General features: G+C 54.3%; 9 protein-coding genes and 2 riboswitches. Of the genes, 2 read left to right on the forward strand and 7 right to left on the reverse strand.

What is annotated here, in order from left to right:
* Positions 1-2 precede the first annotated feature (2 nt).
* Genes AC5S3R_RS16280 through cobU form a run of 6 tightly spaced genes read right to left on the reverse strand, consistent with a single transcriptional unit; the run spans position 3 to position 4,350 of the window.
* On the reverse strand, positions 3-578 hold the full coding sequence (locus tag AC5S3R_RS16280; RefSeq protein WP_494268210.1) for a cob(I)yrinic acid a,c-diamide adenosyltransferase: 576 nt from the start codon (positions 576-578) through the stop codon (positions 3-5).
* Positions 575-1,375, reverse strand: a complete 801-nt coding sequence (locus tag AC5S3R_RS16285) for a hypothetical protein (RefSeq protein ID WP_494268211.1) — start codon at positions 1,373-1,375, stop codon at positions 575-577. The genes AC5S3R_RS16280 and AC5S3R_RS16285 overlap by 4 nt, the downstream gene beginning before the upstream one ends.
* 2 nt (positions 1,376-1,377) lie before the next feature.
* Entirely contained in the window at positions 1,378-1,938 is a 561-nt protein-coding gene (locus AC5S3R_RS16290) for a histidine phosphatase family protein (RefSeq protein ID WP_494268212.1), read from the reverse strand.
* Positions 1,938-2,714, reverse strand: coding sequence for an adenosylcobinamide-GDP ribazoletransferase (cobS, locus tag AC5S3R_RS16295; RefSeq protein ID WP_494268213.1), 777 nt, complete (start codon positions 2,712-2,714; stop codon positions 1,938-1,940). The genes AC5S3R_RS16290 and cobS overlap by 1 nt, the downstream gene beginning before the upstream one ends.
* Entirely contained in the window at positions 2,711-3,817 is a 1,107-nt protein-coding gene (gene cobT / locus AC5S3R_RS16300; RefSeq protein WP_494268214.1) for a nicotinate-nucleotide--dimethylbenzimidazole phosphoribosyltransferase, read from the reverse strand. Before cobT ends, cobS begins: the two co-directional genes overlap by 4 nt.
* On the reverse strand, positions 3,814-4,350 hold the full coding sequence (gene cobU / locus AC5S3R_RS16305) for a bifunctional adenosylcobinamide kinase/adenosylcobinamide-phosphate guanylyltransferase (RefSeq protein WP_494268215.1): 537 nt from the start codon (positions 4,348-4,350) through the stop codon (positions 3,814-3,816). The genes cobT and cobU overlap by 4 nt, the downstream gene beginning before the upstream one ends.
* A gap of 156 nt (positions 4,351-4,506) precedes the next feature.
* A riboswitch (cobalamin riboswitch) is annotated at positions 4,507-4,683 on the reverse strand.
* Between the two features lie 99 nt (positions 4,684-4,782).
* Positions 4,783-4,977, forward strand: a riboswitch (cobalamin riboswitch).
* 312 nt (positions 4,978-5,289) lie between these two features.
* On the opposite strand from cobU, the gene AC5S3R_RS16310 reads away from it, so the two are divergent.
* Entirely contained in the window at positions 5,290-7,704 is a 2,415-nt protein-coding gene (locus tag AC5S3R_RS16310) for a TonB-dependent receptor (protein ID WP_494268216.1), read from the forward strand.
* Between the two features lie 91 nt (positions 7,705-7,795).
* Here the strand turns inward: AC5S3R_RS16310 and AC5S3R_RS16315 are convergent, their stop codons facing one another.
* Entirely contained in the window at positions 7,796-9,115 is a 1,320-nt protein-coding gene (locus AC5S3R_RS16315; RefSeq protein WP_494268217.1) for a hypothetical protein, read from the reverse strand.
* Positions 9,116-9,452: 337 nt separating this feature from the next.
* Between AC5S3R_RS16315 and AC5S3R_RS16320 the strand changes: the two genes are divergently transcribed.
* A complete protein-coding gene (locus tag AC5S3R_RS16320; protein WP_494268218.1) occupies positions 9,453-12,317 on the forward strand; it encodes a TonB-dependent receptor in 2,865 nt (954 codons plus the stop codon).
* Positions 12,318-12,394: the final 77 nt, after the last annotated feature.

Consider the following 12,394-nt stretch of genomic DNA (forward strand, 5'->3'; position numbering starts at 1 on the left):
CCTCACCACGCACGCGAGAATTTGGGGCCGCTATGAGTGTCGTCACGCAAACGGCTATTGACGCCGGCATTCACCTCAATCAGGCGGCCAAAGAGCCAAATCACATCCGAAAGCCGGTTTAGGTAGGCAAGGACGTCAGGATGAGCGCTGCCTCCACTCTCAACAAAACGAACAGCGCTACGCTCAGCACGACGGCAGACGGTACGCGCAATTTCATAGGCCGCAGATTCTGGATGCCCTCCCGGCAATGACCAGTCCGCAAGAATGCCCTCGGTTGCTTCAATCTTGTGCACCAAATCCGTGAGCTTATCGACATCTTCCATTGTGATAGCGGGCGGGTTTTTTTTGCTTTCCGGAGGTGTAGCCAGAGCGGAGCCGACACGAAAAAGTGTGCGTTGAATCTCTTCGGTCCATGCCGCTATCTCCTTGTTCTGGCAGATGCTCCTGGCAAAACCAAGATGGGCATTGAGCTCATCAACGGAACCGTAGGATTCGACACGCAGGTCGGCCTTGGATACGCGAATGCCACCGGCCAGACCAGTCTGCCCTCCATCACCGCGTTTGGTTGCAATGCTCATACGTTTTCTCCTTGAAGGGTATAGGTCTCCTCAATCCTGATACGAAGGCTTTTGATTAAAGGAGCCCGGTTGTACTCAATCACGAGCGCATCATCCAGAAAATCGGTAACTCGTGGCGGGGTGGAAGAAAAAAGAACCTGCTCTGAAAAGAACCATGGATGAACGGCTCCAAGTTCTTCTGCCGTTCTGGCCTGCACAATGACGGCAGGAAGACAGAAGATTTCAGCCTGCAGACATTGGAATGCTCGATGATAGCCATCCCGTAGAAACCAGCGGCTTTTGTACTCTGCGATCTCAAAGAACGGGCTGCCAGTATGGACTGCAATCGGATTTGCGCCGTTCCCTGTTACTCGGAAATGCAGGTTGGGATTGCTTGAACGCAATTCAACGGATGTATCCTTGTGAATCACTTCACAGACAACAGGCTTCGTCTCTCCGAAGCATAAGTCCATCCGCGCGTCCCAGTTATCGGTTGCGGCGCGCGTGGATCGTGAAATATCAGGACGCAAAATAAGCCTGCGCTGAAACGCGAGAAGCTTCCGAAGATCTACAACGCCGAGGAACCAGTCGAGGCCAGCCATTTCAGCTTGAAGATCATCCCTCTGCTTTTGAATTGCAAACAAACTGCTAAGCCTTTCAGCATCCTCTTCACAGAGAGCGTTTTCTACCTGATATGGCGAACGTGCAGCGACACGCGCATGCGCAGAGTGGAGTCTGCCAGTGTCTATGATTTTCGGACGGTACTCATTCTCATCCAAATCCCATCCGGCCAGTTCTCTCACCTGTGTCATTTCCATACTCACTGGCCACCTCCTTGCGTATATCGAAAGAATGAGCAGTACTCTTTTGTCTGTAGCCATGCCTGTTCTTCTTCAACGCCGCAAAGCGAACGCAATACAACACACATCACGCCGCGGTGCGTAACGATGGCTGCGCATCCTTGCCTAGGTGCAGAAAGAAGCTTTTTTACTTCTGCCCGCACCCTGGACTGGAACATTGCAAATAACTCACCGCCCGGAGCCGGTAATTCAGGAAAACCCTTTGCCCATCTGCGAGCATAATCGGCATCACGAAACTCGATCTCACTCCAGCTCAATCCTTCCCATTTTCCGAAGTTAATCTCGCGGAGTCCAGGAATCGTGATTGGCAAAGTTCCATGCACTTCGGCAATTGCATCCGCGGTTGTTTGTGCGCGGACCAGATCGCTTGTATAGACGGTGTCGATGGATATGCCTTCCAGCTTTCGCAATAGATCCTCTATCTGACGATGCCCTCGCTTATTGACAGGCGGGTCAGAGTGCCCGCAGAACCGACCTGCGAGGTCAGTTTCAGCATGGCGGATAAAGAGCAGCGACCTCATCAGATCCACACTCCGGAGAGCAATACTGCAATTTCGGTCAACTGTGTCGTCGCACCAAAGCAGTCTCCTGTAACGCCGCCGATTCGACGGTTGTAATAGAGTGCTGTGAGCAATGTGACGCCTGCGCTTACAAATACAGGCACGAACCCACGAAGGCGCAGTAATGCAAAAACAACGAGCGCTGTAAACAGGCTACCCAAAATGAGGCTACCGCGTGTCGCGAGGCGAGCAATACGCGCTCCTTGTCCGTCAATCTGATTGACGCTGCGTTCGCGCGCCGAAGGAAGATAGAAGCTAAGTGGGAGAATCGTCCAGCGGCTCAGAACCGGGGCCACAACGAGGTAGACTTCCGCCTGGGCTGCTGGTAGCGAGGCGATGAGGAGAACGCGAGCAAGCACGCTGAAGATGAGAGCCACTGCTCCATAGCTTCCAATGCGACTGTCGCGCATAATCGAGAGCACTTTTTCTCGCTCCCATCCGCCGCCGAAGCCATCTGCAGCGTCTGCAAGCCCATCTTCGTGCAGGCATCCTGTAATCACTACAAGGTAAATGACAATAAGCAATGCAGCTACCGTCAACGGGAGATGAGGCGCAAGCAGGAAATACAGAAGCGCACTACCCAGACCAATTAGTAATCCAACCGCAGGAAAGAACTTCACGGCGCGCGCTAGAGAATCCTTTTCATAGGGACCAGATGGCACTTGAAGACGTGTAAGGAACTGTACGGCGGTGAGACAGTCAAACCAAGCTCTCTGCATTTGGGTGGTTAGGCTCATGCTTCGGCTCCACTCACTCCTGCTGATGCAAAGGTTGCCATCTGGTTATAGATGGCGATTGCTGATTCGATGACAGGCATTGCAAGTGCGGCTCCTGAGCCTTCGCCAAGGCGCATTCCGAGAGTGAGCACGGGCGTAAGTTTCAGATGTTGAAGAAGCAGCTTGTGTCCCGGCTCCTCTGATTGGTGGCCAGCAATCAAATAGCCGCTCACATACGGCTCAATGCCAGCCGCGAGGGCCCCTGCGGCAGTAGAGATAAATCCATCGAGTACGACAACAAGGCGGTGCTTGGCGGCAGCAAGAACCATCCCTGTCATCGCGGCAATTTCAAGCCCACCAAGACACCGCAAAATCTCAACAGGAGAAAGACTGCTGGAGGGACTGCAATGTTTCGCAACGGCGGCTTCAACCACGCGCACCTTGTTCGCATATGCGGTGGGATCAACTCCAGTGCCCTTGCCGGTTGCCTCTATAGCTGCAACACCGATCAGCGCGCAAGTCACAGCGCTGGCAGCGGTCGTGTTGCCAATTCCCATTTCTCCAATTGCAAGGATGTTATGTCCAGCAGCAGCGGCGTCAGTTCCAAGCTGATAACCGACACGCAATGCTTTCCCAACTTCTTCTTCGCTCATCGCAGCTTCATGCAGCATATTCCGCGTGCCGCGCCGCACCTTGCGATCGAGAAGCCCCGCAATCGAGCCAAATTCCGCATCCACACCTACATCGACGACGTGCAATGCTGCGTGGTGCAATCGCGCTAACACGTTGATTGCGGCGCCCTCCGCTAGAAAGTTCAGAACCATCTGCCGGGTCACTTCACGTGGATATGCGCTAACGCCTTCTTCTGTGATCCCATGATCTGCAGCAAAAACATAGGCTGCTTTGCTTACCGGTTCCGTGATTCTTTCGCCTCGAATCGCTACAATTTGGGCCGCAATGTCTTCAAGCCTGCTCAGGCTCCCGAGTGGCTTCGTCAAGCTGTCGAGATGCAGGCGTGCCCTTGCGCGCCATTCTTCGCTCGGCGGACTAATCGCTCTAATCAACTCGTCAATGCCAGGTTGGCTCATCTCAGGCTTCGCGGCTGGATTTATGGAAACGGTCACATGCCCTCCTTTTCGCTGAGAGAGCCCTTGAGCACAAGTGGAAGCCCTGCCACCATTAAAACGACATGGTCAGCTACTGCGGCAATACGCTGATTGATCTCGCCGAGCAGGTCCCTGTATCGTCTCCCCATCTCGAAAGCTGGAACAACTCCGCTCCCGACCTCGTTGGAAACCAGCACGATGGTGAATCGATTTGATGTGAGGGACGTACACAGCGCATCTATGCTTTTGTTGATCGCTGCTGCATCGCTTTCATAGACTTCAAGAAGCTTCCCTGCAAACAGCGTCAGGCAATCTACAACCAATAAGTCACAGTCCCTTACCGATTCAATTACCTCCACCAAGTTCAGGGGTTCTTCGATGGTTGTCCAATGCTCAGGCCGTTCAGAACGATGCCGTTTGATTTTGCGCTGCATCTCCTCGTCCTGACGATGCTCCGCTGTCGCGAGGAAAGTGACCTTTTCCGCTCTCGACGCGAGTTGTAGGGCATAGCGGCTCTTGCCGCTGCGGACACCACCTAATACGAGAGTCACATCTCGGGCAGAAGCTGAACACATGCACCGTTCTCCGCGTCACTTACGCAACGCTAAATAGACAGGCGGGAAGAAATACTAAGGCCGCTGCGTGCGTCAGCTTTAGAAGCCGGACACCACAAATACACTCTTCGACTCTCCCATCGAAGTCGAACAAGCCCAGATTGGCATCTGGCCGGTCTCCTGACTTTCGCTTCGACAAGATCGAGCAGCCTTCCCGGAGGTTTGATCTCCAGTGGCTTCCAAAAGGAGTGCCGGTCTCTCAGCGTCACAGTTACGGGGTAGTGGCGGAATCGCACCGCCTTCCCGAACACCAGATGAATTGAAAGATAAATTCTTGGAACTCGACAGGTCAATGGATGTTTGAGTCGATGCATTCCGCTTTCGAGATCAATTGTGACTTAGCAGCATTTCATCGCGCAGGTGCATGTTAGGATAAATTTACTTCGAGGTATCTGCTGAAATTGAAAGCAGATCACAGAGGGAAGCGGGTGTAAATCCCGCACGGTCCCGCCACTGTAAGCAGTGAATCCTTCGCAATCTATGCCACTGTTCCGAAAGGAATGGGAAGGCTGCGACGGGTGATGACCTGCAAGTCAGGATACCTGCCTCGTAGTTAAGATGCGCCCCGTTTCGGTGAAAGCGGAGGGCAGGATGAGGACGTTCTTCGGTTCGGCTTTTCCTCTCTTCTCTACCCTTCTTTTATTCCATCGTTGCGGTCGCTCTAGCTCAATTATTTTGAGGCGCGGACTCCTCGACGGATGTTTACCTTTCTTGATTGGCGGCGCACGCAGCGGCAGAAGCAGGGCTGCGGGATCTCTATGCCACGGCTCCCAATGCGTAGCCACAGCTGCCACCATGTTCTCGTAATAGTCGCTGGAATCCTCGTACAAATTAAGCCATTTAACGGCAACATCCCGTATCCAGGGAGGAGTCAGCATGAAATTGCGGTTCATTTTGAGGATTGCCAGTGTTTTCTTTCTAGCTTGTGCAGTTGCTTGGGCGCAGGGGAATACAAGCTTCAGTGGGGTTGTGAGAGACCCCGCCGGAGTAGCCGTCGCTGGCGCAACGGTAACCCTGGTCTCGCAGGACAACACGACGAGCGTTCGAGTCGTCAGCGACCAATCCGGCCACTATCACTTCGAGCATCTTTCCCCAGCGCTCTATCTGCTTTCTGCTACGGCAAAAGGCTTGGTATCTTCGGCAGTTGTCACGGTTGATGTGACAGGACGCGATACTCCACCTGAGCTTGATTTACAGTTAGCTCTCGCCGCAGTTACAAACACGGTAATGGTCACTGCTTCCGGCACGGCGCAGACAACGGACGAAACGGCAAAATCCGTCTCTATCGTTGGCCCTGAGACAATCCAGGCGCTGGATACGAATACGATCTCCGATGCACTGAGCTATATTCCCGGTTTGCGCGTTGAACAGCAAGGGGGACCGGGAGGCCTGGTTTCCATCAAGACGCGCGGCCTGCGCAACCAGGACACGGCGATTCTTATCGACGGATTCCGCTTCCGCGATGTAACCGGCACACAGGGCGACGCCTCTTCCCTGTTGCAGGACATGCTCGTCACCAATGTTGACCACATCGAAGTTTTGCGTGGCACCGGATCGTCCATTTACGGCACGGATGCAACTGGTGGCGTCATCAATATCATTACGGGCATGGGTGGCGGCAGGCCTCGCGCTTCCCTGCTGCTTGAAGGCGGTTCTCTAGGCACCTTCCGCGGGCAGGCTGCGGGCTCTGGCTCGGCATTTCACAGCAAGCTCGGCTACAGCCTCGGTGCTTCTCATCTCAATGTGACACGCGGTCTGGATGGCAACTTGCCCGACCGTACGACGAATGCACAAGGAATGTTCGATTACGCAATTTCGGACAAAACGCGCATCTTTGGCCGAATGCTCTTTACAGACTCGTTCAGCTTCACTACGCAAAGCCCATCTGCGATTGCCTCTGGAGATGGCGCCCTCGAAGCTGTTCCGCTCACTGGCGAGGCGTTCAAGCAATATGAAAACGGCGTGCCTCTCGACCAGATCAATACCGGCAATGCCACTTATATTCCCGACTATGACGATCCCGACTACCATCGCACGGCGCGTACCTATGCTGGCGCGTTGATTTTTACTACACATCCCACCAACTCGCTGTCATTGACCGCTGACTATCAGGGGCTGGCGACGGGACGTAACTTCATCAATGGTCCTTTGGGGGCGGGCTATCAGCCTTATGGTGGCACTGAGTTCCTGAACTATGACGGCTTAACCAATACAGTCAGCGGGCGTTTTGACTGGCAACTTGGAAAATACCAGTCTATCGACGCTGGCTACGAGTTCGAGAACGAGCACTCCTACAATGGCGACACGGAGCCTGATCCTACAGCAAGCTTTGCAACGACTGTTACGGAAAGAAACCAGGCTTTCTTTATCCAAGACCAAGTGCATCTGCTGGATGGACGTTTGCAACTGGCCGGTTCCTATCGCTTTCAGGCCTTCAATCTGGATACGCCTACGTTTTTGCCGGCTACCGGCAATCCGTACAGCGGAATCCCGGTAAGCTCTCCACCGAACGCGAATACGGGAGATGTCTCGGCTGCCTACATCTTTCGGGAATCTGGCACAAAGCTGCGCGCTCATGCTGGCACAGGCTATCGCGCGCCCTCACTTTACGAGCGTTTCGGTGCCGGTTTCTATGTCGGTTACACAGCCTACGGCGATCCCAACCTGAAACCAGAGCGGACCAAGGCCATTGATGGAGGTATCGACCAGACCTTTTGGAATCGCCGCGCCGAAGCTTCCGCGACCTACTTTTACACCCGCCTCAATGAAGTCATCCTCTTTGATAATTTCCTTGATCCAACCACAGACCCTCTAGGCCGCTATTACGGCTACGCAAACACTAAGGGCGGCATTGCGCGTGGCGTTGAGGCCAGTTTTGCAATCAGCCCAGTCCGCAAACTCAATGTTCGCACGGCTTATACATTTACGAATGCCCGCGAAACCGACCCGCAGAGTCCCGGTATCTATCAGACTTTTATCATTCCCGATCACCAGTTCTCCCTGCTGGCGACTGGCAACCTGACGCCCAACCTGTCGGTAGTCTTCGGCACCGTGCTTTCAAGCAATTACCTGGCTCCGGCTTACAACTCGTTGACCTTTGCAAGCCAGGTTTTTCGCTTCGATGGCTTCCGCAGGGGCCAGTTTGGTGCGAGTTACCGGAAGCCGCTTGGCGAATCTCATGCCATGCGGTTCTTCGCTAATGTGAACAATGCTTTCAACCAGTCGTACTACGAAAGCGGCTACCGTACGCCCGACGCAACTGCGATGAGCGGCATGCAGTTTGAGTTCTGACACAGGTCCGCACTTGCGGATTTTCCCCTTGCTGCGGTGACTTCCGTTGCAAGGGGGAATCTCTTTACATAACTATTTCAACACTAAGGGATTAATGCGTGCGGTAGGCGAGGATGTTGGACTGCGAGGCGCTGCCAGCTATGTTGCTGGCGTCAAGCAGGAGCTCGAAGGATGGCAGTGTGCCGTTGGGGCGGCGAATGCTGCGCAGGAATGGCGCGAGGCGGGTGTCATCATTCACGAAATCCCAGGCGCACTCGGTGCCGGCCATGGTGGAGCCTTCCATCAGAAGAACATGCCCATTGCCTGACAGGTTGGGCAGCCAGGCAACAACTGAGTAGACGCGGTGTTGTGGGTCCGTGCTAATGCTGTCCCATTGTTTGGGCTCGTTGGCACGTGGCGCACGGTTGAGGACAGACATCTTGTGCCGGGCGCGATCGTAATAGAAGGTAAAGTTCATGCCGCGCTCTACGAGGGTGATCCAGGGATCTGCCTCAGCGGCTCCGACAAGGACAAGAGTTCCCTGTTTCAGATCATTTGGACGCAACTCGCGTGGGTAACGAACCTCGAGAGTTGCTCCGTGGTCGTGTGCGATGTGGCCGAGATCTGCTGCCACGTCAAGATCAACTATCGAGGTGTAGCGCCGCGACGCAATGTTGGTTGCGGAAGCATCGTCTTTGCCTACGGCTGGGTGGAAGTCGCGATAGGCTCCGCTGACGTACTCGTCGAGGGTGAGGTTTTGGCCCTTCATTCCCTGATAGATGACGAGGCTGCTATCGCCGGGGACAAGCAGCGTGGTTTGTCCGGGAACGAAAAGTTGAGACCAGATGGGGTGGTCGGGAGGCGACGGGAGTAAGGGCTGGGCGTGATTGGTCCGTGTCCATATAGTAATAAGGACCGCTGCCAGAAACGCGCAACCGGCGACGCTCCATGCAAAGGCCAGGCTGCGTAGTAAATTAGGACGCGATTTGGCTGGCTCTGGAGATGCAGGCAGAGATGCGAGCTGTGGTTCCACAGTCTGCGATGCCGTGGCTGAATCTGATTCCTGATGCGGCTCGAAGATGGGCGCGTAGAAGCCGCGTGGAATGGTGATGCGGACGGACTCGGCGGCGCCTTCCCCGCTGAAATAGAGATTGAGCCGGGTGCGCAGGCGGCTAGCCTGCGTGCGGACGATGCCGTCGGCCATGGTGTCGTAATCTCGCGAACGGCCGAAGACGGCTTCCCCTATACGCTGCTCATTGAGTTCATCGGCGCGGCCGGCGAAGGTCATGTCGCAAAGATAAGCAAGCAGGCCGGAGAGCCGCTTGCTTTGCGAAAAGGCCTCGGATGCGAGCACACGATCAAGGAGAGCGCGCTGAGCCTGAATAATGCGCGGACTCGAAGACGCTGACTGCTTCAACTCGGCTGAGATCATGGCGGCGGTTCAGGGGTTGCTCAGATTCAGTAAATCACACCTTTATGAACGTGACATGAATGGGCGTGTAACGCGGCTTTCACTGTATCTGATACATGCAAGGCGCGGCACTGCGCATGAATCAAGCAGATGACGGGTGTATCGGGACTGTAACTGTGAATTCGCTTGGCGGGCCACTGTGAGGTTGGTATCTGTTGCACATACTCAAACGTTTGCCCGCGAATGCACCATGCAAAACATGGGCGTGTGACAGCAAGGGCATTCTTTTTATCTTCGGCGCGCTTCCTTGGCGCGCTCTTAACTTATTGAGAACTAAGAAAAATTTGAAGGAGGACGCATGAAACGCAGGCTCGTAACCTTGCTCTTGCTGCTCTTACTCGGAGGCGCTACAGAGGCACTACACGCCCAGGCTAACGCCGTGGACGCCGCAGTGAATGGCTACGTTTTTGATCCATCGAAGAATGTGATCGCAAGTGCACACGCGGTACTGACCAATGTGACGACCAACATTTCCCAGGAAGTGGTTGCGAACAGCGACGGTTACTATCGCTTCCCTCTTGTGCCGGTGGGAACGTATCGGCTTTCGATCAGCGCATCGGGATTTCAGACGGTGACGCAAGAGAAGCTGGTGCTGAGCGTGGGCCAGGAGGCTCGCATTGACTTGGCGCTGCCGGTGGGCAACACGGTGGACTCGGTGAAGGTGGAAGCCAGCGACACGATTGTCGATACCGGTAGCTCGACTGTTGGCGCGGTGCTGGACAAGCAGCAGATTGAAAACCTTCCGATTGCTTCACGCCAGATTTATAACTATCTTTTGTTGGCTCCGGGCGTGATCGGTATGCCGACGAGCACATTTTCCACAACGCAGTTTACCTTTGCCGGCAACGAGCGTTCGCAGTGGAATATTGACGGACTGGATGACACGCAGCATGGTGGCGGTCGCCAGATTCGCCTCATTATTGTTACGCCGGAATCTGTGGCACAGACGCAGACATTGTCTTCAGGTTATTCGGCGGAGTTTGGCCGTGCGGCTGGCGGGCAGATTAACGTGATTTTGAAGTCGGGTACCAATGAGTTTCATGGCTCGGCGATTGGACAGTGGCGTCCGACGGATTTGCAGGCGATTCCTACGTTGCTGACGACTCAGCCGGACCGGAGTTGGGATGACGAAGCCTTCACGCTGGGCGGACCGATTCTGCGTAACAAGCTCTTCTTCTTCGGGCAGTATGAGAACAATCCTTACACCCTGCCGAATGCCATTACGGTTACGTCAGCTAACGCGGCGCTGCTTGGATTGCCGAGCGACCAGATTGGTGCATCGCCCTTTGGCGAAACCTATCGCACGCTGGTTGGCAAGGTGGACTATCAACTGAATGCAAAGAACAGCGGCTTTGTGCAGTTTGTGCGCTTTACCAATCATCAGCCATACAGCGCAAGCGGTTTGACGACTCAGCAACGCGGGCTGAACTATGAGGATCATCAGAATGGCGGCGGCGTTCAGTTCGCTACTGTGTTTACGCCGACGCTGCTGAACGAGTTGCGCTTTGGAACGATTCAGCGCGATACGGGCAATCATCCGCAGGACTGCACGGGCGCAGCGGGAAGCGTGTATATCAACATTACCAGCGTGGCCAACATTGGATGCAGTGCGCTGGCAGCGACGGCAACTACGGAGCGCAGCACTACGGTAGTGGACAACATTACCTGGACACGTGGACGGCATACGATCAAGTTTGGCGGTGAGTTTGACCACGAACTCTTTGCGAATGCTTCAGGCATTGCGCCGACATTTACCTTCAACGGACTTCCTGCGTCTGGTGATAACCCCGCAGTGAGTTCGCTGCAGGACTACCTTTGCACAGTTCAGGGAAAGATCAATCCGGAGACTGGCAAACCGTATACCTATGCAACGCTGGTTGCGTATGGCGGCACGCCGCAGATTCGCATTGGCTTTAACTTCATCAATGGCTTCGTGCAGGACGAGATTCGATTCAATCAACATCTCGATATCAACATTGGAGCGCGTTACGAGGCGATTCTCTTCCCTGAATTTGACTCGCAGGCTCCGTATATCAACTCACGCAGCACCAACAACGATTACACGGACATTGCACCGCGCTTTGCGATTACTTATTCGCCGGGCAACAAAGGAATGACGGTGGTGCATGCTGGGTTTGGCCTGTACTATGACATTCCAGGTCTGGGAACGTTTTACAACGCTGGCCAGGTGAATGGACATCGCTTGTTGCAGTATGACGTGCAAGGAACAGATGCGGATGCTCCAGTATTTCCGAATGTGCCGCAGTTCAGCGGTGCGTCGCACCTGGTTGCGCCAAGCATCACGGCTTTTGACCAGAACTTCCATAACACGTACCAGGAGCAGGCGAACCTGCAAGTGGAGCAGGTGCTGAACTCGCACACCAAACTTGTGGTGGGCTATCAGTTTGCTGCGCTGCGCCACGGGCTTTACTATGCGGATGTAAACCTGACCGCGACGGGCAACACTCTGGCCGATGGCCGTCCTACCTATGAAGGAACGAGTAAGCGCCCCAATGCAAGCTACGGCGCGATCAATACGCTGCATACAGGTACAACAACGAACTTCAACGGCGGATTTATCTCGCTGCAGCGGCAAGTATCACGCGGACTGGAGTTGACTGCAAACTACGAGTACTCGCATGCGCTTGATACCAACATAGGTGAAGGCGGCAGCATCAGCGATCCTTCCAATATCAATCGCGATTACGGCAATGCAGACAGCGATATCCGCCACAACTTTACCTTCCAGGGAATTTATACGACAAAGTTCTCTCAGCCTTTGCGCTGGCTGAGCGGCTTTGAGTTCTCCTCGATGGCCTATCTGAACTCCGGATTCCCTATTAACCAGGTGGCCGGCGTTGACCTAAATAACGACGGCGTAAACAATGACCGTCCGCTCTTTGTGGGACGCAACACGCTACGTGGACGCGGGCTAAAAGAAGTAGATGCACAGGCGAAACGCTACTTCCACATTGGCGAGCGCGTGAATATTGCCGGATTCATGCAGATTGAAAATGTGTTCAACACAAACAACCTGAATTGCAACACGACATCGGGCTGCTCCGGTGCAGTAATTAACGCGGTGAACTCAAGCGCATTTTTGACTGAAACTTCAGCTCGGACTTCCCGCAATATCCAGATCGGCGCGAGCATTAAGTTCTAGTCTGCGCGTTGATGTTCATCCAATCGATAACATAAACAAGAACAGGGGCAGAGATTGCGCTCGCATTGCCCTGCCCC

Source organism: Occallatibacter sp. FHG110214_02 (genome assembly GCF_059115385.1).

What these genes read in the sequence shown, in the direction of transcription:
- AC5S3R_RS16290 (WP_494268212.1), bottom strand. Translation starts at nt 1,938, where the DNA reads ATGAGGTCGCTGCTCTTTATCCGCCATGCTGAAACTGACCTCGCAGGT.
- cobS (WP_494268213.1), bottom strand. Translation starts at nt 2,714, where the DNA reads ATGAGCCTAACCACCCAAATGCAGAGAGCTTGGTTTGACTGTCTCACC.
- AC5S3R_RS16285 (WP_494268211.1), bottom strand. Translation starts at nt 1,375, where the DNA reads ATGGAAATGACACAGGTGAGAGAACTGGCCGGATGGGATTTGGATGAG.
- AC5S3R_RS16280 (WP_494268210.1), bottom strand. Translation starts at nt 578, where the DNA reads ATGAGCATTGCAACCAAACGCGGTGATGGAGGGCAGACTGGTCTGGCC.
- AC5S3R_RS16315 (WP_494268217.1), bottom strand. Translation starts at nt 9,115, where the DNA reads ATGATCTCAGCCGAGTTGAAGCAGTCAGCGTCTTCGAGTCCGCGCATT.
- AC5S3R_RS16320 (WP_494268218.1), top strand. Translation starts at nt 9,453, where the DNA reads ATGAAACGCAGGCTCGTAACCTTGCTCTTGCTGCTCTTACTCGGAGGC.
- AC5S3R_RS16310 (WP_494268216.1), top strand. Translation starts at nt 5,290, where the DNA reads ATGAAATTGCGGTTCATTTTGAGGATTGCCAGTGTTTTCTTTCTAGCT.